At 58.1% G+C, this 23,099-nt stretch carries 18 protein-coding genes; 11 read left to right on the forward strand and 7 right to left on the reverse strand.

What is annotated here, in order from left to right; all coding sequences use genetic code 11:
* The first annotated feature begins 5 nt into the window (after window positions 1-5).
* From EPN93_02660 to EPN93_02670, 3 genes are all read left to right on the forward strand, one after another.
* Window positions 6-1,748, forward strand: a complete 1,743-nt coding sequence (locus EPN93_02660; GenBank protein ID TAL38996.1) for a hypothetical protein — start codon at window positions 6-8, stop codon at window positions 1,746-1,748.
* Between the two features lie 251 nt (window positions 1,749-1,999).
* Window positions 2,000-3,274, forward strand: coding sequence for a hypothetical protein (locus tag EPN93_02665; protein TAL38997.1), 1,275 nt, complete (start codon window positions 2,000-2,002; stop codon window positions 3,272-3,274).
* Between the two features lie 13 nt (window positions 3,275-3,287).
* The gene (locus tag EPN93_02670; GenBank protein ID TAL38998.1) at window positions 3,288-3,872 is read left to right on the forward strand and encodes a hypothetical protein; all 585 of its coding nucleotides are present in this window, start codon (window positions 3,288-3,290) and stop codon (window positions 3,870-3,872) included.
* A gap of 35 nt (window positions 3,873-3,907) precedes the next feature.
* Here the strand turns inward: EPN93_02670 and EPN93_02675 are convergent, their stop codons facing one another.
* Window positions 3,908-4,873 (reverse strand): hypothetical protein, encoded by a 966-nt coding sequence (locus EPN93_02675; GenBank protein TAL39123.1) that lies wholly within the window; start codon window positions 4,871-4,873, stop codon window positions 3,908-3,910.
* Between the two features lie 254 nt (window positions 4,874-5,127).
* Window positions 5,128-6,816 (reverse strand): beta-N-acetylglucosaminidase, encoded by a 1,689-nt coding sequence (locus tag EPN93_02680; protein TAL38999.1) that lies wholly within the window; start codon window positions 6,814-6,816, stop codon window positions 5,128-5,130.
* A gap of 183 nt (window positions 6,817-6,999) precedes the next feature.
* Between EPN93_02680 and EPN93_02685 the strand changes: the two genes are divergently transcribed.
* A complete protein-coding gene (locus tag EPN93_02685) occupies window positions 7,000-8,010 on the forward strand; it encodes an amidohydrolase (protein ID TAL39000.1) in 1,011 nt (336 codons plus the stop codon).
* A 15-nt stretch (window positions 8,011-8,025) separates the two neighbouring features.
* Here EPN93_02685 and EPN93_02690 read toward each other — a convergent pair whose 3' ends face one another.
* Window positions 8,026-8,868, reverse strand: coding sequence for a methyltransferase domain-containing protein (locus EPN93_02690; protein ID TAL39001.1), 843 nt, complete (start codon window positions 8,866-8,868; stop codon window positions 8,026-8,028).
* A 125-nt stretch (window positions 8,869-8,993) separates the two neighbouring features.
* Between EPN93_02690 and tatC the strand changes: the two genes are divergently transcribed.
* Entirely contained in the window at window positions 8,994-9,974 is a 981-nt protein-coding gene (gene tatC / locus EPN93_02695) for a twin-arginine translocase subunit TatC (GenBank protein TAL39002.1), read from the forward strand.
* Between the two features lie 81 nt (window positions 9,975-10,055).
* Window positions 10,056-11,240, forward strand: a complete 1,185-nt coding sequence (locus EPN93_02700; protein ID TAL39003.1) for a phosphoglycerate kinase — start codon at window positions 10,056-10,058, stop codon at window positions 11,238-11,240.
* A gap of 13 nt (window positions 11,241-11,253) precedes the next feature.
* Here EPN93_02700 and EPN93_02705 read toward each other — a convergent pair whose 3' ends face one another.
* Window positions 11,254-12,033: an HAD family hydrolase gene (locus EPN93_02705; protein TAL39124.1), complete on the reverse strand. Its 780-nt coding sequence runs from the start codon at window positions 12,031-12,033 to the stop codon at window positions 11,254-11,256.
* A 258-nt stretch (window positions 12,034-12,291) separates the two neighbouring features.
* Here EPN93_02705 and EPN93_02710 point away from each other — a divergent pair, with 258 nt between their 5' ends.
* On the forward strand, window positions 12,292-14,511 hold the full coding sequence (locus EPN93_02710; GenBank protein ID TAL39004.1) for a methyl-accepting chemotaxis protein: 2,220 nt from the start codon (window positions 12,292-12,294) through the stop codon (window positions 14,509-14,511).
* 12 nt (window positions 14,512-14,523) lie between these two features.
* Here EPN93_02710 and EPN93_02715 read toward each other — a convergent pair whose 3' ends face one another.
* Window positions 14,524-15,462, reverse strand: a complete 939-nt coding sequence (locus EPN93_02715) for a hypothetical protein (protein TAL39005.1) — start codon at window positions 15,460-15,462, stop codon at window positions 14,524-14,526.
* 132 nt (window positions 15,463-15,594) lie between these two features.
* Between EPN93_02715 and EPN93_02720 the strand changes: the two genes are divergently transcribed.
* Genes EPN93_02720 through EPN93_02735 form a run of 4 tightly spaced genes read left to right on the forward strand, consistent with a single transcriptional unit; the run spans window position 15,595 to window position 19,151 of the window.
* Window positions 15,595-15,963, forward strand: a complete 369-nt coding sequence (locus EPN93_02720) for a hypothetical protein (GenBank protein ID TAL39006.1) — start codon at window positions 15,595-15,597, stop codon at window positions 15,961-15,963.
* A 2-nt stretch (window positions 15,964-15,965) separates the two neighbouring features.
* On the forward strand, window positions 15,966-16,817 hold the full coding sequence (locus tag EPN93_02725; protein ID TAL39125.1) for a shikimate dehydrogenase: 852 nt from the start codon (window positions 15,966-15,968) through the stop codon (window positions 16,815-16,817).
* On the forward strand, window positions 16,762-18,141 hold the full coding sequence (locus EPN93_02730; protein ID TAL39007.1) for a bifunctional folylpolyglutamate synthase/dihydrofolate synthase: 1,380 nt from the start codon (window positions 16,762-16,764) through the stop codon (window positions 18,139-18,141). The genes EPN93_02725 and EPN93_02730 overlap by 56 nt, the downstream gene beginning before the upstream one ends.
* 56 nt (window positions 18,142-18,197) lie before the next feature.
* Window positions 18,198-19,151 (forward strand): hypothetical protein, encoded by a 954-nt coding sequence (locus tag EPN93_02735; protein ID TAL39008.1) that lies wholly within the window; start codon window positions 18,198-18,200, stop codon window positions 19,149-19,151.
* A 55-nt stretch (window positions 19,152-19,206) separates the two neighbouring features.
* Here EPN93_02735 and EPN93_02740 read toward each other — a convergent pair whose 3' ends face one another.
* Together EPN93_02740 and rpoD are read right to left on the reverse strand one after the other, a co-directional pair.
* Window positions 19,207-21,228 (reverse strand): NAD(P)H-dependent glycerol-3-phosphate dehydrogenase, encoded by a 2,022-nt coding sequence (locus tag EPN93_02740; GenBank protein ID TAL39009.1) that lies wholly within the window; start codon window positions 21,226-21,228, stop codon window positions 19,207-19,209.
* Between the two features lie 93 nt (window positions 21,229-21,321).
* Window positions 21,322-23,091 carry an RNA polymerase sigma factor RpoD gene (gene rpoD / locus EPN93_02745; protein ID TAL39010.1) on the reverse strand — a complete coding sequence of 590 codons (1,770 nt, stop codon included), beginning with the start codon at window positions 23,089-23,091 and terminating at the stop codon, window positions 21,322-21,324.
* Window positions 23,092-23,099: the final 8 nt, after the last annotated feature.

A 23,099-nucleotide genomic window follows, 5' to 3' on the forward strand; every position in this document is an offset into this window, starting at 1 on the left:
CCGTTATGGACAATAAACAAAAAATCCCCATTTGGGGAAAGGAGAAGGGAAGAAAAATAGCGATCCGGGGTACAGATGTCGTTCACCCTTCCCAGTGGGTTTCGGGAGAACATCCGGGCACGTGCCAGGTGCCGTATATTCTGAACCCCAGATCGCTTAGTCATCATGAAAATCTTGCCATTCGAAGAATCTGGAGGTCAAGCGATTATTCCGGAAAAAACTTCAGTCTCTTCAACATCACCGACGTGCCCAGTAAATACAAGCTCGCGCAAGTGCTTGCGTGCGGGTTAAAGGCCACCAATGCCACCTATTCGCAGCACTGGGAGGGACTGTATTTCGACTGGACCTTTAACGAGCGAATGAAGGCTATCGTTAATGAATTCAAACTCTTTCGCCAGGGTGAACGATTTGTCGACAACGCATTCGCGACCATCGTTCTGTTGAATACCGGTTACAGTGGCCCGTTCATGCAGATGCTCAATCTGCGCAGGAAACCAATGCCCCCCAGCATGCTGACCCTCGAGCAGATCGACATGGGCACCTTTGAGCATAATATCAGGGCGGCCATCGGAGGGGTTCTTGGAGGTGCGATCGGAGCGAACGTCATCCGCCATTCTCTTGCCCGTGAGTGTATCGAAGGGCTCAATAAAGATGCGTACCTGGAATTGAGGCGTAATCTGATACTCGAGGCGCGCGAAGGGAATCCGGGGATGAATGAACGCGGCCGCGTAGCGGTTATCATCCAGATCGGGTTCAAGGGTCCCGAGGATCGCTTCACCTTTAGCGAGCACTTGATGAAACTCGCCGCGGCTAAGATCATCGAGCGCAAGAGCGAGCGGCGCAATGTGGATTTCGATCGTGATCTGGACGTGACAGTCTTATTCAATTTCAAAAGGACCATCAATAATTTATTCGTGAGGGATGGTCTGGAAAAAATCGTTAAAATGATCGAGGTGGAGGGGAATACCGAGCAAGGGCGTACCGTGCTCAACAGGATCAGAGACCGTATTGAAGAGGGATTGAGCAAAGCGCACGACGACATACTTGAAAGCTATGAGGACAATCTCCGAGATGGCCTTATCGGCCCCGGTCGCGATGGATATAATCAAATGGCCGGGCTCGTCGTGGGATTGGGCAAGAAGGTGCTCAAGCCCCGTGAAGACGCTCATAAAATGTTCTTCTTTTATATCGATCTCGATATGCTCGCGAAAACAGCATTGCCCATAGACATGATTGAACACTCTATCGGCGAAGCTATACAGGCGGGTCTTAACTCGATCCATCTGGACGGAACCACGCTCGTTCCTACCGGGGAAGACCTCCGCTTCGGAGCGTTCTGCCTCACCGGACCGCTCCATTCGGCAGAGTGTAATGACTCAGTCGAGGAGCTCGAGCGCGGATATGGAAAGGGATTTTGGGATATCCTGGCGCCTGACCTGCCCCCGGTGAACAAGATGGTCGCCATTATCGCCCTCGCAGCCAAGAGCGAGCAGGATGCGATGATAAGCGAGGAGCAGGCGATGAGCGAACGCAAGTCGGTCAATGATGTATTCTGGTATAAAACCTGGAATCATCCCGAAGGGAAAAAGCTGGATGTGCGTCAGTGGATATCGTATGCAGACATGTTGAATGTCGTCCCTATACCCGGGAACGACACTGCCTTGTCAGATGACCCGGTGCCTGATATTCTTCCTGCCGATCATCCGAATACCATGGTATACTCCTCCCTTAAAAGGAAGGATGCATGATGAGGCACACTATATCAGTCCAATGAGCACACGGTTTTACAGGCCGGCCGGCGCTACTGCGGTCGGCCGGCCTGTGATTTTTCTGAATCGCTTGTTTTTCTCCAGCCGGAATACCCCCCGGAAATATTCTGTATCGGCGGCCTCGCTATATCACACTTGAAAATTCCCAATTTTTCCTGTATTCTAATCTTAGCTCAGGGACTCTAGAAGTTTCCAGGAGCCGATTGAGACGTCCTCCAGGGGGTTGAGCCATGGCCGAGAGGAAACGGGCAGTCTCGATTCGCAGCGTGTCGGTGTTCATAGGTCTTTTGCCACTTATATTCGCGGCCTGCCTTTTTTATGTCCTCCTGATATTCGTGTCCCCTACCGGCGCCTTGAACAGCAGTGCGCTCGCGTATTTTGGGCTTGCAATGGCGGGGATTCTCGCATTTGGCGTCTCTGCCGCTATTCTCCGGCACAGGAGGTTTGGCATCCCTGTACGGAAGCTTGTGGAAAATACCCGTAATATTACCATTTACACCCGGCTGCCGGGAACAAGCCGGAGCGGCTTCAGGGAAATCACGGACAACCTGAACGGCATGTTCGCACGGGTTTCGTATCTCATGGACGAGATAACCGGAATTACCGGCAATCTCGTGGAATCACTCAACTCTATGTCCGATACATCGTTGGTGTTTTCTCAAAATGCACAAAACCAGGCCGCGACCACTGAACAGATCACCGCAACCATTGAAGAGATATCCGCCGGGATGGAAACGGTCACCAATAACGTTTCCATGCAGTTCTCCAAGCTTTCCGAGCTTACCCGGAACATTCTAACCCTGTCGAGCGTCATCACCGAGATCAGCCGGCAGGTCCAGGACGCCCAGGCGCTTTCCGGGGAAATATCACACCACGTAGCGGTGGGGAGTGAAACGCTCGAGAGATTGAGCGTCAGCATGGAAACGATACGCGCGAACTCCCGGGAAATGACCAATATCGTGCAGATTATCAACGACATCTCGGACAAGATCAACCTGTTGTCCCTGAATGCCTCGATCGAAGCGGCGCGTGCCGGGGATTATGGGCGGGGATTCGCGGTCGTCGCAGACGAGATTTCGAAACTCGCCGACCAGACCACGATGAGCATCAAGGATATCGACGCCCTCATCAAGAAAAACGACCAGGAGATCGTGGTGGAGCTGGGCAATGTCAAGGAAACCGTTTCGATGATTTCCGGCATCTCCCAGGGGGTCGGGCGGATCGATTCGCTGGTGGACCAGATTTCCTCCAACGTGAACATGCAGCTCGAGATCAAGGAAATCATCAACCGGGAGGCGGACACGGTAAAGTCCGGTTCGGATGAGATCAAGGCGTCTACCGAGGAGCAGCACACGGCGATCCAGGAAATCGTGAAATCGGTATCACAGATCAACGAATCCACCCAGGCGATCGCGTCCGGCTCCGAGCAGATTGCGAACAAGTCCGTCGAGCTGGCGAGCACCTCGCAGGTGCTGAAAGAGCGGATCGAATATGTAAAACTGTAGAAGGAGGTCCCAAATGGCTCAGTTTAAGGCATTCACGGCCAATGCGGAGGTCAACGGCGAAACCGTGCTTTCAATCGTTGACGGGATGGGTAACTTCAAGGATCGGGCCATGAAGTTCCTGGATGAACAGGGAATAAAATCGCCGGAACCGGGGAAATGGTATTCACAGCAGGCATGGCTCAATGCGTTCGAGGCCATAGCCAAGGCGACGGGAGATTATACGCTCTTCAACATCGGGAAGAAAATACCCGAGAACGCGAAATTTCCGCCCCAGATTGACGATATCGAAAAGGCGCTCTCCGCGATCGACGTTGCGTACCACATGAACCACAGGATCAACAACGAGGTGCTCTTCAACCCGAATACCGGAGCCATGAAGGAAGGCATAGGGCATTACGCATTCGAGAAAACGGGGGAGCGCAAGATGAAGCTGGTATGCAATAACCCGTATCATTGCGATTTCGATAGAGGCATAATCGATGCGATGTCGCAGCGTTTCAAACCGGCAGGCGTTCCGCTGGTGATGGTACGCCATGACGATACTCAGCCCTGCCGCAAGAAGGGTGCGGATTCCTGTACCTACCTTGTAAGCTGGTAGTTTTCCCCAACCTGCGCGCCGGCGTCTCAGTTCTGTTATACAAAACGCTCTCCCGGCCTTGCGATGAGTATGTCTCCTGATTCCCCGAGCTTGTGAACGATACGGATTATCCTGTTCTGTGATTCTTCCACGTCCTCGAGACGTATGGGGCCCATATACTTGATATCTTCGCGGAGAAGCGCGGCTGCCCTTTTGCTCATATTCGCAAATATCTTCTCCTGTACTGCCGGGCTTGCGCCCTTAAAGGCTTTTGCAAGGTCCTGCGTATCCACCTCGCGAAGGACTTTTTGTATCACCCTGTCGCCGCACGCGGCAAGATCCTCGAAGACAAACCATTTCTGCATGATCTGTTCATACAATTCGGGGGCATATTCCTCGAATCCCCGCATCACCTGCGAAGACAGTTCTGCCGGTCGTGATCCCAGGAGCATGATAAGGGTGCGCACTCCCTGCCCGGACGATTTCACTGCCTCCGCGAGCGCCCCTATCTCCTGTTCGGAAACGGGTTCGCTGGACACGATGCGCCTGTTGGCCGACAGGATTTTTTCGAGCTCCTGCCTGCATTCCTCGTCTTCCATGGGAATGGAGATATTCGCTCCGGGAGACATTTCGTTAACCGGAACGCGGTTGGGCGTAAAACCGGTCTTGTCGTCCGCTTTTTCCGGATCAGCCTGACCGTGTACCGCCGGCGGAGTGGAATAATCGGGTTCCAACCGTTCCCCGAGATGCGCCATCATTTCCTCGCGGACATAGTTTGGTGAAAGTCCCTGCTGAATGCCCAGTATCCCGCTCGTCGCGACCATGCGCATGAGCAGCTCCCATCCGTCAAAATGCCCGGCACGCATCCTGGTCACACATATATCATGCACACGCTGCGGATCGCATCCGTCCACCACGAGCCTGAGGCCGTTTTTTATGAAAGTCGATTCGATGCCGGGCAGCTCGTCTTCAAGGGCGAGGAGGCCTTCCATGCGCGCCTTTTCGGCGAATTGAACGAGCATGTCTATTATGGGGATAATTTTCCGCTTTTCGGTTTTTGAGCATGTGGTGTTTTTCCAGAGATGCGCATCGTATAGCATTGGAACCCCCTGAGCTGGAATGTACTTATTCTTTTATCGCCGGGCCACCAGTCGCGGGATGTAGCGAAACGCTTCCTTTACCTTCCTCCACACGCCATGCAACGCCCGGAAAATCATGGGCCCGTCCCTTCATGCAAGCCCACTCCGTGTGATAACCCCCGTGAACCAGCGTCCCCCTAGTCGTCGCCCTTCATGCCGAGGTAGAGCTTCATCGTGTGCCAGGCGATCCCGGGGTCGTCGGCGATCATGCCGAACAGGGTGCGCAGGTCGCGCATGAAATACCATGCCTTGAGTATGCCCGGCTCGCGCTCGGCGCCGTAGCGCACCCCGCGCGCATCGAGAATGCCGTAGTGCGTCTGCAGGCGTCCGTGGAATTCGTCATAGTCCCGGCCCTCGGGCCGGCTCCACAGCGTTTCGCTGAGCGCGAGCATCCGGGGGAAAAGCTTCTCTTCGACGTTGTCGACGGTCGCGTATTCGGACCACATGTTCGCCTCGGACCCGAGTATCAGCCCCCGGCGGTCTTCGGGGATTCCGGGGGGAATGGGCTCGAACGAATAGACCGTTTCCAGGCTGGTGATCGCGAGCCCGTAATCGAAATAGGTATGCGACGTGGGGGACACAATCGCCCTGCGGCCCTGCTTCACCGCCTCGACCGCGCCCTGGACACCCCGCCACGACTGCACGGTAGCCGATTCCGGCAGCCCGCCCTCCAGTATCTCGTCCCAGCCTATGAGCCTTCGCCCGTGCGCGGCGAGCATAGATTCGGCGCGCGTGATGAACCAGCTCTGCAACTCCTTCTCGTCGCGAAGGCCCAGTTCCTTCATGCGCGCCTGGCACCTGGGGCATGCCTTCCACCTGAACTTGGGACATTCGTCACCGCCAATGTGGATGTACTTCCCGGGGAACATCGCGGCGACCTCGGCGAGCACGTCTCCCAGGAAACGGAAGGTGTCTTCGCTGCCCGCGCAGAATACGTCCCGATGAATTCCCCACCGTGCGCTCACCTTGAACGGTCCCCCCGTGCAGGACAGTTCCGGGTAGGCAGCCAGGACCGCCTGGCAGTGACCCGGCATCTCGATCTCCGGGACCACGGTGATGAAGCGCTCCCGCGCGTACTCTACGATCTCGCGCACGTCGTCGCGCGTATACAGGCCTCCGTAATCGGCCCCGCCCTCCTTTCTGAAGGCGCTCACCTGGGCCAGGCGCGGATATTTTTTGATTTCGAGCCTCCAGCCCTGGTCGTCGGTGAGATGCCAGTGGAACACGTTCATCTTGTAGAGCGCGAGAAGGTCCAGGCAGCGTTTAATGAAATCTTTCGGATAAAAATGCCTGCTGCAGTCGAGATTGAGTCCGCGCCAGGGGAAGCGCGGCGCATCGCGGATAACGATTCCCGGAAGTCTGACGGTCTTATTCCCGGGGCCGCCCGGCCCGGCAAGGATCATCTGCCTGAGCGTTTGCGCGCCGCGAAACACGCCCTCGGGCGAAGGCGCGCCCAGAAACACCTCGTCGGGTCCGATACGCAGCGAGTAGGACTCCGCGTTTATCCCGCTCCCGGGCGCCTCCAGTGCAAGGTGGATGGCGCCCTGCCGCCGCGCCCCCTGGTATGATTTTATCATGAGCGCAGGCCCTTTGGCGTCCGAAATCCATCCGGAAAGCATGGCCGCCGTCGTGCGCACGGATGCGTCATCGCTCGCGAAAATAATCGTGTCACCGCTGATTGTAAAAGATCCCGGCACGGATTCGACTTGTGTGGGTCGGGGTATGAGCGCGCGCTGGTCCATCACGGCCTCCATGGGGCCCTTATTCGTGCAGCCGCAGAGCATAAGCATGCCCGCGGCGAGTACCGTCGGAACGCCCCTGTGCATGGGAATTCTCCTGTGAGAATGATTTCAGGGGACAGGGAATGCAATCCCCCGGCGATCTTTCTATTTGTTCGTACGCACTTTCACGCGCACGGTCAACAATAGCATTCCCACCCTGAAAATTAAAATACATTTTTTCATTTCGGAGGTCGCGGGGACGTATTTATTGGTTGCCAAACTAATATAATGATGGTATACTCATACCCGCGATCCCACGGCACATCGAAGCCGCATCCTTCGAAAACCGGCGGGCGCGGAAAGAGGGGGTACCTTGCCATGATCATTGACGCGCACAGCCACCTGGGCGACATACTGAACCGCGGGGGCGGAGAGCTCATCTACCGGAAAGGGGTACGAATGCCCGCGATGATGGATCCCCAGGCCCTCAGCGAGAGTCTCATGATGCGGAACCTGGGCCTGGGCAAGCTTCTTTATTACGCCTGCATGACCCAGGCGACCAGGGCGGAACGCGCGCGTAATTCCACGGCGACGCTCGAGAACATGCGGGAATCCCTCGATGGAACCGATATCGCGCATACCGTATGCCTTCCCATCGCGCCGCACGTAACCTTCAAGGACCTCATCGGCGCTGCCGCGCACGACGATCGCATCGTTCCCTTCACGACCGTCGACTTCGACGACATGAGCTCAATGGAGGAATCGCTCCGGGAGGATGTCCGGGACGGCGCCCGCGGGCTCAAGCTCCACCCCGTGATACAGCGTGTCTCCCCCACGGACGAGCGCACCTCGCGCGTCCTGGAGGCCTTCCAGCCGCTCGGAAGGCCCGTGCTCGTACACGCGGGAAAATCGCAATACTACCTGGGGGACGAGAAACACCGCAACGTCGCCGCGTTTGGGTCGATTAAGCCCATTGCGCATATGGTGCGGAATTTCCCCGGCATACGATTCGTCGTGGGTCACGCGGGGCTTTTCTGGCATCGCGAGGTGCGCGCACTCATGGGCGGGTTGAAAAACGTCTGGGTGGACACGAGCTTCCAGTCTCCCTATACCATAAGGAAACTCATCCGTTCATTCGGCGCGGAACGGGTCATGTACGCGTCGGACTGGCCGTACGGGAACCGGAAGCCGCATTTGCGGACCGTCCGCGCCGCGTGCCGCGGCGACGCATCGCTCGAACGTATGATTTTTTTCGAGAACGCGGCGTCCTTGCTCGGCATTTCCGCGAGCCGGGTGTGATGGCCCGTCTCCGGTTCAGCCGTCCATACGGATAAACAGTCCCGTCCAGCCGTCCATCTCCGCGTCGTCGGCGATCCGGATACCGCGATGGCGCAGCGCCTCCAGCACCTCATGCGCGCGGCGCGTGAGTATGCCGCTCATTATGAGCGCGCCGCCCGGGGCGACAAGGGCGAGGATCCTGTCCAGGTAGGCGAGTATCACGTCGGTGATTATGTTCGCGAGCACGATGTCGTAGGTCCTGCCGGGATTGAAGTTCGCGAGGTCGCCCAGGCCCACGTCGATGAACCCGCAGCCGTTCGCGATCATGTTTTCACGCGCGCATGCCACCGCGCGGTCGTGTATATCGATCCCCCTGATGTCGCGCACGCCGTAACGCGCCGCGAAGATCGAAAGTATCCCGGTGCCGGTCCCCACGTCCATGATCGACAGGCCTTTTCGGGCCTCCTCGGGAATGGGGCGCAGATACCCGGCAAGCAGTTTCATGCAGAGCACCGTGGTGGGATGCTTCCCGTCTCCGAACGCCCGGCGCGGATCGATGTAGATGTACGAGGCCATGTCGCCGATACTCCGTTCGTGGGTGAAATCCACCGAGACGTTGAAATCGTCCAACAGGACGTATCCATCCGCGCCCTCCATCCAGATGTAGGGCCACAGGCGCTCCTCGAAGTCCTCGAGAAAATCGGCGCCCTCGTTCACCGCGTCGTACAGCGCCTCGAGCTCGTTGAAGTGCCCTGAAAGATGCAGGACGTCCTCCGTGGAATGCCTCTCGCCGTAGACGTGGTACGATTCCATACCCCGCCCGGTGTCGAGCGTGAGCGCGATCCGGATCGAGGCAGTATCGGTACTATTGCCGCTCATTCGGGTCTTTCCCTCCCCGCGCTGATTACAGGCGCTTTTCGCGCTGATCAACTCTGCCGGTGCGCGGCGCGCGCGGCAAGCGCATTTCCTTAATTCCCGCAAAATGCTTGACAGTGTCCGCGACAATGCATGGAATTTCACGATATTTACTGAGGAGCGCCCCGGTGGCCGATAAAAAAGATCCGAAAGACAAGAAAAAAACAGGCGGCAGGAAGAAGAAGCCCAATACGGGAAAAGCCCCCGCCGGAGCGCCCAGGCGCGGTAAAAAGAAGTCTCCTGTCGTCGAGAACGCGCTCGCCCGCGTCCCCTCGAAGCTCCCCGTGAAGATAGAGGAACCGGAAGAAGAGATCGATCCCGAGGCCCTCAAGCGGGGGGACACCCCCATGAGCCTCATCTCGCACCTGGACGAGTTTCGAAGCCGCATAGTGTTCACGCTGGTTTCCATCCTCGTCATCATGCTGCTTTCGTTCTTCTTCTCGGACGAGATACTGTCCTTTCTCACCAAACCCTATACCGATACAGGGCTCAAGCTCAACGTGTTCAACCTCATCGACGGTTTTCTGCTCAGGCTCAAGTCTTCGCTCATCGCGGCGCTGCTCCTGGGATTTCCCATAATCATTTTCGAGATATGGAAGTACATCGCGCCGGCAATAAACAAGGAGGAACGCGGATTTGCGCGCGGTATGATCGTTGTGGCGGTTTTGCTCTTTTACCTGGGCGTGAGCCTCACCTATCTTGCCCTCCCCATGGCGATAACGGCGCTTCTCAGCTTCACGCCGCCCGACATGGTGAGCATGATCAGCGCGAGCGATTATCTTTCGGTGATCATGCTCTTCAGCTTCGCCATGGGAGGCATCTTCGAGCTTCCCATCGTGATCCTCATACTCACCAAGATCGGCCTCGTCACCCCCGCGTTCCTGGTCTCCAAGCGCAAGTACGCGATCGTACTGGTGTGGATCATCGCGGCAATCATCACCCCGACCGTGGACCCGCTTACCCAGTCGATGGTCGCCATACCGCTCATGCTCCTCTATGAAATCTCGATCATTATCTCAAAGGTTGTGGTAAAGAAGAAGATACGCAGGATGCAGGCCGAAGAGCGCTAAATATTTCTTGACGGGCGCGCTCCGGCGCCCCACCCTCTTTCCGGCGTATCGAAACCATTCAATGGACGACGAGGTGTCGACATGGCGATCAAATACCTGAAAGACCTTGAATTGAAAGGCAGGCGGGCCCTCATCCGCGTGGACTATAACGTGCCCTACGACAAGGAAATGAACATCACCGACGATACGCGCATCACCGCGACACTCCCCACCCTGAATTACTGCATAGAAGAAGGCGCGAAGGTCATACTCATTTCCCACCTGGGACGTCCCGACGGGAAGGTCGTACCGAAGATGAGCCTTAAGCCCGTGGCGCTCAGGCTGTCGCAGGTTTTGAAAAAAGACGTGAAGTTTATCGACGCCCCCCTGGGTGACGCGGTGCGTGACACTGTCGCGTCCATGAAGGAGGGGGATGTCGCGCTCCTCGAGAATATACGGTACTATCCCGAAGAGGAAAAGAACGACGAGGCGTTTGGCAAACTGCTCGCGTCCCTGGGCGATGTGTACATCAACGACGCCTTCGCCACGGCGCACCGCGGGCACGCCTCGAACGAGTCGATCACGCATTACGTAAAAGATTGCGCGGCCGGAACGCTGCTTCAAGACGAGATTGAATATTTCAACAAGGCGATGAAAAATCCGGAAAAGCCCACCCTCGCGATCGTGGGCGGCGTGAAGGTCTCTACGAAAATCGAGGTGCTCAAGCACATCATGGACAGGGTCGATTACCTGGTCATAGGCGGCGCAATGGCCTTCACCTTCCTGAAGGCGAAGGGCGTGAACACCGGGAAATCCCTCGTCGAGGAAAACTACGTTCAGACCGCGCGGGACATCATGGAGCTGGCGAAAAAGCATAACGTCCAGATACTATTGCCTGTCGACGCGGTAATCGCGCCGGATATGGAAAGCGGCTCAAAAACCAGCGTGGTGCCGATAGACAACATCCCCCCCGACATGGCAGGTTTCGACGTGGGACCCCAAAGCGTCGCGCTGTTCAGGGACGTTATCATGAAATCGAAGACCATCATCTGGAACGGGCCGTTGGGCGCGTTCGAGAACGCCGCCTTCGCCGGCGGAACGAACATGACCGCGAAGGCCGTCGCGGAATCGGGCTGCCTGAGCGTGATCGGAGGCGGAGATTCGGTCTCGGCGCTAAACCAGTCCGGTTACGCGGACAAGATGTCGTATATTTCGACGGGGGGCGGTGCGTTTCTGGAAATGCTCGAGGGGAAAACGCTTCCTGCGATCGCCGCGCTCGACAGGTAGGCGGTACCCCAGTTCAGGACCTTCCTTTCGCCACGCGGTCCCGTCGTGAAAGTATCCTGTCGGGATCGATCTCCCCGACGTTATTGAAGATGTAATCGGGCACGTAGGGAAACTGACCGACCATCTCCCTCGTGGTCACCCCCGTGAGTACGAGGCAGCAGGTCATGCCGGCCTCGAGCCCCCCGACGATATCGGTGTCCATGCGGTCTCCCACCATGAAGCAGTTCGCCGAATGCACGCCTATGTGCTTGCGCGCCCAGTACATCATCGCGGGATTTGGCTTCCCCAGGAAATAGGGGCTGCGACCGGTGACCTTTTCTATCGGAGCGACGAGGGCGCCGCACGCGGGGACCGGCCCGCGCGAGGTGGGACCGGTTATGTCGGGATTCGTTGCAATGAATCGGGCCCCCTCCATGATAAGAAACGTCGCCTCCATGATTTTCAGGTAATCGTACTCGTCCGTCTCGCCGATTACCACGTAATCGGGATTGTCCTTGGTCACGGTGATATGGTGCTTTTCGAGCTCGGCCAGGAGCCCCTTGCCGCCGATCACGTACGCCGAGCACCGGGGCTTCTGGTACTCCATGAAGGTCGCCGTCGCCATGGCGGAGGTGTAGAATCGGCTTTCCTCCACCTCGATCCCCATTCCGTGCATGCGGTGGCGGAGCTCCAACTGGGTGTGGTAGGAATTGTTCGTGATGAACAGGAAGGGGTAGCCGCGATCGATCAGCCTGTTCACGAATTCCCTGGCCCCGGGGATGAGGGTAGGCCCGCGGTTAATCACACCGTCCATATCGATTAAAAACGATTTCTTATACCCGTCATCCGGAATCTGTGTCTCAATCACTATCCTGTCCCCTGTAGCTATTAATGGTTGATTCGAGCGCGGAACGCGCTACTACGCAACAGTATTTATAGTATATCCAAATTTTAAGCAATAGTAAATACCATTTTCCGGGCTGCACGGTCTCGTCCGATCCTTCTTAACCCAACCGGGCATAATTAATTGTTTACAATTTAACTCGTTGTACGACAATCAATCGAACATACTATGGAGATCGTAGATATGAATAAAGAAAAATCCCCCCGGGGCGGCCTGCGCGGACTTCGCACATTTTTGAAATTCCTGCTGGTACTCACCCTTATACAGATAATCGTCGGGGTGTGCCTGGGATCCATGACCATCGCCATTACGGAGATGGCAAAATTGAGGACCGTGGTCGTCGCCGTGGCGTTCATCCTTGTACCCTCGACCCTGATTTACTTCATCGTCAACCTGGTAAGCCTTGTGAGGATGCGCACACTTTTCTTCGGCACAGTCGAGGCGATCCGGGATGATCCCAAGCTTCGCAGGCGTATCGATACCTACACGCGAAAGCTCTATATAACAACCGTTATCCTGGCGACGAGCTCCCCCGTCCTTTACACGGCCATTCAATTCATGCGCAAGACGCCGCCCGCGATGGGCAGCGTCGCCATCATCGCCTTCTGCACGGCGGGGGTTGGTATCGCGGGGGGGAACGTGATGCACCTGTTCGCCGCTCCCCGTCTTGCGCGTCTGATGCACGACGCCGGCGCGAAATTCAAACGCGTGCAGCTTAAGCACAAGCTGATGCTCCCCGTCATGAACATGGTCATGGTGCTGCTCATCGTGGCCTCGATATTCACCTATGTATCGATAAGGAACATCTACGAACCCGCGGGAATGGAGAGAAACATGCTCTCGTTCAGGCTCTCCCTGGAAACCATTCTCGAAAAAGCGCCCGCGAAGCCCGGCCCCGAGCGGGATAGGTACATTCTCGAACAGCTGCGCTCGAAAAAGCTCCTGAATCAGGATTTTCATTTTATCCTGGACCGGGCCGGCACGATTACCGGTTCCAGCTTCCCGGACATCCTTGGAAAGAACGCGCTGAACGACCTCGAGAAGAACTGGATGATTACCAACCGGTTCGAACCGAACGTGCGCGCGCTCATCGGCGGCGGCGAGGGCATGGCCGGCATCTATTACGGCCGCAACGTATACTATTCATTTTTCATGAAGATCCCGGACACGGGGCTTTATGTGATGAGCGGGGAGCTTTCCAACAGCTTCTTCAAGGACCTGAGCGTGATCGCCACCATCATGGTGGTCTTCGGCTGGTGTGCGGTCCTCGCGCTCGTATTTTACTCGCTCTACTCTGCAACCGTCAAGTTCAGGCCGCTGGCGGAAGTATCGCGGCAGCTCAACCACATGTCCAACGGTGACATGAGGGCGGTAGATTTCAGCGCCCGGTACCAGTTCGGCGACGAGATCGGGGACATGGTGGATGCGCTCCAGAGGATGAAAAGCATTTTCAGGGACATCACCGTGAACCTTAAAACAGCCTCCAGCGACCTGAGCGAGATCGCGACCACGGTCGATTCGACAAGCCGCAGCATATCGGACGACGCCCAGTCCCACGCCAGCACCATCGAGGAGTTCTCGGCCTCGGTCGAGGAGATAATGTCGTCGATCGAGATGATCTCGGGCAACGTGAAGGACCAGTATGAGAAGACGCATAGTGTGTTCAAGTCCATCTCCGGTTTCGTGAATTCGATGCAGAGCATCTCCCGGAACACGGAAGAAGCGGAATTGATCGCCGAGAAGACCTACAGCAACGTGGCCCGGATCGAGGGAGAAATAGGCACCACGGTGGACGAAATAAAGGCTATCGGCGAAAGCTCGAAAAAGGTCGGCGAGACCCTCGCGGTGATCCGCGATATTTCCGACCAGATAAACCTGCTTTCCCTGAACGCATCCATCGAGGCCGCGCGCGCGGGCGACGCGGGCCGGGGATTCGCCGTCGTGGCCGACGAGGTGGGCAAGCTCGCTGACCGCACCAACACGGGCGCGCGCGACATCGAAAACCTCATCAAGGAAAGCGGGAAGCGCGTGCAGGAAGGCATCGTCAAGATTCTGGACATCTCGGGAAGCATGAAGGCGATGACCGATTCGGTCAAGACCACCTCGGACATCATCGTGCGCATCGCGTTCCATTCGAAGTCGTTCGTCGAGGAGACAGACGCCGTATTCAGGGAGGTGAAACAGCTCACCGAGCTTTCCAACACGAACGCGGTCGCCGCCGACGAGCAGATGAGCACCACGAAAGAGGTCATGTCGGCGATAGACCAGATGAACGCCGCGGTCGACAAGACCATGGAAAGCATCAAGAAATTCATGAGCGTGGTGGACACCCTGACGACGCACTCGCGCCGCATCTCCGAGATGCTGTCGGTGGTCAGGACGGAATAGGCGGCGGGAATTCTAGACGTACACGAGGTTTACGACGGGCCCGATATCGACCTCCACGTGCCCGGACGCGTGGTAGAGGTCGCCGTCCATCGTGTAGGTGATCCCTTCCGGCGACTCCATGCGCAGGGAGCTCACATGCCGGTAGAAATGCCTGGGGCTGGGAATGGGCTTGCCGCGCTTTAGCCGGATAAAATAACGCAGGACCTCCCGGGGGCTCAGCGCCGTGGCGATCACATGAAAGCTTCTCTCACCCGGGTGCCGCGGGGCGAGCGGGGAGAATCCCATGCCCACGGTCTCCACCGTTCCCGCAAGCACGCCGATAAAATCCTCGCAGGGAAGGTAACTTCCATCCAGTGCGACGCGGCCGTGAAACCTCTTGAACAGGCGCGGGGTGCCGGTATCGGAGGCGCACTCCCAGATGGCGCGGGCAAATACCCTGATGCGTTTGAGCAATCCCTTGCTGCCCCCGTCATACACCGCGTCCAGCACATTCGTGACCAGGCCGTTCCCGAACAGGAAGCAGTAGCGGTCCTCGATCCTGAGCGTGTTCCGGGGAACCGTGCCGATCGCGTCGCCCCGCCTGACGCGCGCCAGGTAGCGTTTCAGGATGCTCAAGCCGCTCCCCTTGAGATTGATCGTCCGGGATATGTTGTTCATGGTCCCGTCTTTCAACAGGAGCACCGGGGGCAGCGGGTCGGAGCCGTATTCGCGGATAAACCGTGTGAGTACCTGGTGGATGCTGCCGTCCCCGCCGGAAATTGCGAGAATGGAAATCCCCTCCCTCCTGCAGCGCGCGACCGCATCGTCGAGTTCGTCGAAAGAACACGGCGCGATCACCTCTACCAGCCCCTGCCCCGCTTCCCGAAACTCGCGAATGGATTTCCCCTTCCGGAGCTTGTTTATCCTGGAAAGCGGATTGACAAATAGGGGGATTTTTCCGACTTGATTCATTAAGGGTTCCGATGCACCCAGATGTATCGACGAGCCCCGATTAAGTCAATGATAATCGTCCCCGGGGGTCCGATAAAAAATACTTGCGTAGACGGGTCCCCGGTTTTATGAATCGAGACACGGAGGGCCCCATTGAGCGACGAAATTATAAACATTCTTCCCCGCGCGCGCTGGGAGGTCAAATTCTCCGACCAGGGCAGCTGGCGCACGGGAATTTACCGGCCCGAATTCGCCGGCCCCGGTGCGGTCGAGACGCTCGAAAAGCATTCCTGCCCGGAGCTTTTTATCTGCGCCGGCGGACGAATGGGCATGGTGCTCTATGACGGCGCGCGCGAGCGCGTCGTCGAGCTCGATCCGAACGAGGCGCTTCTCGTGGAAGACTACCATAACGGCTTTGCCGTCGACGAGCGCGGGTTTTTCATCGTCGTGGAGCGCACCTCGTTTACCACCGAGTATATCGACCGCCATACGAAGCGCTTCATCAGGAAGGTTGAAACGTGAAAATTCCAGGGGCCCTCACGAGGCTCTATTGCATATTCGGCAATCCGGTCCGCCATTCCCTTTCCCCGCGCATGCACAACGCGGCGTTTTCCGCGCTCGGCATGGACGCGGTGTACCTCGCCTTCGAGCCGTCGTCCATCAAGGATGCGCTCGCGGCGATGCGGGCGCTTCCCATTCACGGCGCAAGCGTAACGATTCCCTACAAGACCCCGGTGCTCCCCCTTCTCGATTCCGTGGACGAGCTCGCGGCGCGCATCGGCAGCGTCAACACCGTCGTGAACAGGAACGGCAGCCTTCATGGCGCGAACACGGACGGCAGGGGCGCGCTCACTGCCCTTGAGCGGGCCGGATTTTCTGCGCGCGACAAATCCGTGCTGGTCGTCGGCAACGGGGGATCGGCGCGCGCCGTCGCGTTCACGCTTCTCGCCGCGGGCGCGCGCGTGCTCGTCGCGGGGCGCAACGAATCAAGGATCGCGGCCCTCTCCGCGGAGCTCGCGGCGTCGTATCCCGGCGTCGCGCACCGCACCCTGAATTCGCTGGACCGCGCTTTAATGAAAGATATCGACGCCATCGTCAATACCACCCCCGTGGGAATGGGGTCCGATACCCACGACACCCCGATCGACGCCTCGCTGCTGGCATCGGCGCACCTGGTAATGGATATCGTGTACGCCCCTCCCATGACTAGGCTCCTCAGGGAGGCCCGCGACGCGGGATGCACGATCGTCCAGGGCACCGATATGCTCCTCTACCAGGGCGTGCTCCAGTTCGAGCTGTGGACCGGGATGAGCGCCCCCGTTGAAATCATGCGCGCAACAATCATCGACGCCATGCCGCACGCGGTCCCTGAATAGGCGCACCGTGGCCAGCCCTGTCGATCGCTTATCGGCCCTTGCCAGCTTCGAGCGTTCGGGCGGCTTTGCTCAAGGCGAGTACAGCCAGGACGCGATCCGCACGGTTCTCGATCGCGTGGGCAATCCGCACCGGGACTTCAAGTCCATCCATGTCGCGGGCACCAACGGGAAGGGATCCGTGTGCCACATGCTGCACGCCATATTCAGCGCCGCGGGCTGCCGGACCGGGCTGTATACCTCGCCCCACCTCGAGCGGATCAACGAGCGGATAGTCATCAACGGGATGCAGATTTCGGACGAGGCGCTCGACCTTCGCATCGCGGAGATCCTCGATGCGTTTGTGGGCCCGGGGGCCGCGCCCACGTATTTCGACGCGCTCACCGCGATTTGTTTCCGCCATTTCAGCCGCGAGAAAATCGACATCGCGATCGTCGAAACCGGTCTCGGGGGGAGGCTCGATTCGACCAATGTCATCGCACCCTGCGTGTCGATAATTACCGACATATCGCTCGACCATACCGCCGTCCTGGGAAATTCTTTACCGGGCATTGCGAAGGAGAAGGCGGGCATAATCAAGGCGGGCGTTCCGGTTGTCAGCTCCAATTCCCGCGCATCGGTCGTGCGGGTTCTCGCGCAGCGGAGCAGGGAGCTCGGCGCCCCTCTGCATCTTTTAGGAAGGGATTTCCACGTGCGCACGACCGGCGAATCGGCGCCAGCCCATATCCGTCTTGATTATTCCGGTACAGCCTGCACGCTGCACGACGTACCCGTCGCCGCGACCGGCGACTTCCAGGCGAAGAACGCGGCGCTCGCCATTCATGCCGCGTTTCTTGCCGGGTCATGCGCTCTTCCCGTGACGGAGGAAGCGATACGCGCCGGCCTGGCCGGACTTTCAATTCCCGGGCGGATGGCCCGCCTCAACGATTCACCGCGGATCCTGTTCGATCCGGCCCACAATCCCGCGGCCATGCGGGAGGTACTGGATGCGCTGGGGAAAAGAACCCGAAATTCACGGCTTATCGTCGTATTTTCCGTGATGCGCGACAAGGACCACATCCGCATGGCGAGAATGATCGCCTCCAGGGCCCACCTGGTTTTCTATTTCGAGTCGGACGATCCCCGCGGATTGAAGGCGGCACAGCTCGATCCGGGACTCGTTTCCGCGACCGGAGCGCCGTGGCGCTTCGTCGGCTCGAATGATGAATTGGACCGATCCCTGCATGAATGCCTGGCAAGGGACGATGTGCTGCTGTTCACCGGAAGCTTCCGGCTTTTCCGCACGGCCCGAGAAATATCGTTGAAATTATCGAAGCACTGGTCTTGAATGGATGGGGACATGCGGAATCATCCGTTGCCTTTGAAGCGCACCACTCCATAAAAATGAAAGACCGGGAAAAGGAACTGCTCATTTCCATATCGGGCGCAATGCGTGATTTTGCGCACGGGTCGCTTCCCCTGGGCCAGGCCCGCGAGCGCTACAGGGAGCTCAGGGACCGGTACCGATCGCTGGGCGTGAGGACCCCGGATCACGCGGGCTCGTCGGTCTTTAAATCCCTGTGCTACGACCATAACATAACGAATTTTTCCCTTCTCTCGGGCGCCCTGAGGCTGATCGAGGATAAACCGGAATTCCTTTTCTTCAGCGGCGACGCCGCCATCGCGTCCGCGGTGAAAGAGCGCATCCCCATGCATTCCGTCGAACTGCAGAAGGGAATCGCCTGCACGCTCGCGCCGGGCGACGCCGCCCGGTTTCCGCACGCCGTGCACTGTTCGGAACCCTTCACGGCGGGGGGCACGCCCGTAATCTTCACTGCGGTGACCTCCTCGAAATATTTCGGATTCAACCGGTTCCTGGGCTATTCAGGGCTCGTGCGCAAAATTCTCGAAGAGGTGAGAGTCGAGACGGGCGCGATGCATTTCGATTGCCGGAAGCCCGGCAGGGACGAGATTCACGACTTCATGGATTCGGCGCTACGGGGCGGCGGTGTCGTGACGGCGCGATGTTTCTACTTCGGGCTTATTGACAGGATATTCAGCCACCTGGGCATTCCCATCATCCTGGAAATATCCGAACAGATCGTGCGCGACATCACCGGGCACGCGGTCCGGGGCGGGAAGGTTTTTCCGCTTTCCGTCAGGGAATATATCGCCCTTCTTCCCGAGGAGCCGGACTTGTCGCGCAAGCCCGGAAGAGGGCCCGTCGAATTCCGGTACAAGGGCGTCTCGATCCCCTACGAGTATATCGAGATACCCGTGCGATCCATGCCCGACAGGATCGCTTTCTGGGAGCACCTGGCCCGGTTCGTCGACGAACACGCGGCCTCCGCGCAGTAATATGCCCCCTGCGGGCCATGGCCGCGTCCGGGAAGCCCTCTCTCAACTCGACGGCCTACTCCTGTGAAACTCCAAGATCGGAAAGGACCAGACCGGCGAGTGCATCGTCCGCCGGAGTGCCGGTCATCTCGAAGGCCTGTTGAATCCTGCCGCATTCCAGCATGAGTCCGTACCCCTGCCGGATATGAACCGGCACGATGCATACCCGCGCCGACGCGTTGCGCGCCATTTCTCCCACGGCCGCGATGAGCCCCCTGGCGAATTGATCGCCCACCGGCGCGTCTTCGCCCGCGGGCACGACCATGGACACCCCGTTCACGAGCATGACCCCGGCATACGCGTACAACAGCTCCCGGTAGAGGGGATTCACGAGCCTGGACCGGTCGATGGTGTATCCCCCCGACCGGTGAATGAGCGCTTTTTTCAGGAAGCCCCCTGCCGCATCAAGGTACACGGGAAATCTCGGCATCGTATTCCATTCATTGCCCAGCGCGACGGCAGCAGAGAGGGGATCGGCCAATCCGGCACCCGCGATAATGAAAAGCGGCGTGCCCTCTTTCCGCAGGTAGTCGGTCGGCGTGCACAGAATCTTCCGGTTTCCTGCGGATTTCCCGATTCCCAGCAGCGCGCCCGCCTGAACCAGCCCCGCGAATGCGAGCCTGACCAGCGGGGAATAATTGTCGACGATACCGGCGAGGTATCGATCGCACAGCGTGCGCGCCGCCGCCGCGGATTTTCGCGCGTCTTGAAGAAGCGCGAACTCTCCCGCCGACGCGTCGCGCGCGTAGCCGGAGCGGGGAACGCCGTCCTCACCCGGGGTGATAAGCGAATCGACGAAGCGCGCTATTTCGGCACGGAGGGGCTCGCTGCGCCGATACCGCTCCTCGAACGAGGAAAGGATCATTTCCCTGAAATGGATGCCGCTCGTGTGCTCCAGCCCCCTTTTGCGCTCCTTGACCTGGATTTTCGTGGACAGGTAAATCTCCTCGAACCTGCGCGGGTCCTTGATCGTCTCGATAAGGAGGGACGGTTCCTTCTTGTTGAGAAGTATCTCGTACAGGGACCGATACACCGGAAGCGCGATACCGTGCGCGGCCGCGATCTCGATGAGCGGCTCGATCGCGTAGGCCCCCTCCGCCAGGTAATCGAGCTTCTCTCCCATTTTTGCAAGCACCGAGCCGGGACGAAGCCGCAGCATCAGCCGGTCGAATAATCCCAGCGTGTTCCCCTTCGTCATTATCCTCTGCGCGATTTCATACCCGAATCTCCGGTTCCTGCTGTGCGCGCTCAGGGCGGTGGTCACCAGGTCGCCCAGCCCCGAGATGTCGAGCAGGGTCTCTTCCTGCGCCCCCATGATTCTCCCGATCCGTATGATCTCCTTGAGCGATTCGGCGATGAGCGCTCCCGCCAGGTTGTCGCCGCACGCGGGAAGCGCCGAAATCATCCCGGCCGCGATGGCTGCCGGGTTTTTCAGCGTGCCGCCCAGTTCCACCCCCTTCACGTCGGCGCTTCCCCGGCAGTGAAGGTACGGGCACTCCAGCAGGCCCATGAAGGTATCCCGCGCCTCGGCCGATTCGGAGGCGACGGAAAGGCAGGTGTGAAATTTCCTGGATACCTCCTCCGCATGGCTGGGCCCGGAAATGGCGACGATGCGCCCGCGGACCTGGGGTATGGCATTTTCAATGGTTTCCGAAATCGTGAGCACCCGCCCCTGGACCTTGCAGAAGCCCTTCGAGATATAGCCGAAGCGCGCGTCCGGGTCCACGATTTTGGATATCCGTGCGCAGGTTTCAGAGATCGCCTTCGAGGGAACCGCCAGTATTATATTTTTGCATCCGAAAACACAGTCCCTGATGTTGCCCGTAGCCATCACGTTGTGCGGCAGTCTGACCCCCGGCAGGTACATCGCGTTGACGCCCGCCGATGAGATCGAACGGACGACCTGCTTTTCGTAGGCCCAGAGCTTGACCGAAAGATGGGGGTTCGCCTCGGCAATGACCATGGCGATAGTCGTACCCCAGGAGCCCGCCCCGAGCACGGAGACTGCTTCTTCCTGGTACTTCCTGAAATCTTCCATGGAGCGAGGGTAACGGCAAGGACGATTTTTGCAAGTATTAATACGGGGAGCTGATATTGAAGAAGGGCGGGATCGCTCCCGCCCTTTCGTGTTCTACATGTAATCCAGGTAATCCTTAAGCTTGCGCGCCCTGGTGGGGTGCCGCAGCCGCCGCAGCGCCTTCGCCTCGATCTGGCGTATCCTTTCGCGGGTGACCTTGAAGACGTAGCCCACCTCTTCGAGCGTGTGCGAGTATCCGTCGTCCAGGCCAAACCTCATCCGGATGACCTTCTGCTCCCGTGCGGGCAGGGTATTCAATACCGTGTGAATCTGCTCGGACAAAAGCCGGTACGCCGCCGTGTTCGCGGGCGAATCGACTTCCTTGTCCTCGATGAAATCGCCTAGCAGCGAATCCTCTTCCTCGCCCACCGGCGTTTCCAGGGAGATGGGTTCGCGCGCGACGTTCTTCACGCCCTTGACCTTGCTCACCGGCCAGCCCAGCCTGTCGGCAAGCTCTTCGGCGGTGGGCTCACGCCCGAACTCCTGCTGGAAGAGCCTTGTTTCGCGCATCACCTTGTTGATCTGCTCGATCATGTGCACGGGAACGCGGATGGTGCGCGCCTGGTCGGAAATCGCGCGCGTGATGGCCTGCCGTATCCACCAGGTGGCGTACGTGGAGAACTTGTACCCCTTCCGGTATTCGAACTTGTCCACGGCTTTTATGAGACCGATATTGCCTTCCTGGATAAGGTCGAAAAAGTGCATGCCGCGGTTCGCGTATTTCTTGGCTATAGAGACCACGAGGCGGAGGTTGGCGTTGATAAGCTCTTTTTTCGCGACATGGATCTTCCGCTGTCCCTGGTCGATCTGCTTTCCCCATCTAAGAATATCGTCGGCCGATGCCCCGGCCTCCTGCTCGATGCGCCTGATCTTCCGCTCGTTGTTGCGTATATCCTTGACAAGCTCCACGAGCTCGTCCTTATTCTTCATCTTGAATTCGGCGACGATCTTCTTGACGTCCTCGCCCTTCTCGACCTTGCGCGCATAATGCTTCAGGTCTTTAAGATCCTTCCGGTATTTGCGCTCTATGGACGAGAAAAAGTCGAGGGTGTCCTTGATCCGGGCCACCATGGACTGGATCTTGTTCGCGAGCTTGCTGATCTCGTTTTCGTTGATTTCCAGGTCGCGCACCGAATCGACGATGATCTTCATGGACCCGTCGATCTTTTCCTTGAACTCGGCGTACTTCTTGGACTCCGCGTCGAGCTTCTTCATCTTGTTCTGGACCTGGACGATCTTCTTGTCCTCGCCTATGATCGCCGACATCTTCTCGCCGTACTTCTTCTCGAGCTGTTTCATGTCGACGGACGAAAAATAGTAAAGCCGGTTGATGCGCAGCACGTCCATGAGCTTGATCTTCCCGCTCCTGACTTTTGGGAAATTCTTGATGAGGTCGTTGATGAGCAGGGACGAGTGTATCACCGCGTCCTCTATGAGGAGCTCGCCCTCCTCGATCCGCTTTGCAAGGTCGACCTCCTGGTCGCCGGACAGAAGCGATACCTTCCCGATTTCCTTAAGGTAGAGGCGAATGGGATCGTCGATATACGAAGAGTCTTCCGAAGCGGAGCCCGAGGATTTCTTGGAAGCCGTCGAGGACTTCTTCTTCACGGGCGCGGGCGCGAGCTTCCTGGTGGATTCTTCGACCACCTCGATGCCCAGCTGGTTCAGGAGGATGAAAATATCGTCAATCTTGTCGGAATTGAGCAATTTGTCGGGTAAAATGTCGTTGATCTCGTCATAGGTGATCTCGCCGTTGGACTTGCCCATGGTGATCAGCTTCTTCACTTCCGGGATCTTCTCGAGAATCAGTTCGCTCTTGCTCATGGCCCCTC

This window comes from Spirochaetota bacterium (assembly GCA_004297825.1).
Classification (GTDB): domain Bacteria; phylum Spirochaetota; class UBA4802; order UBA4802; family UBA5368; genus FW300-bin19.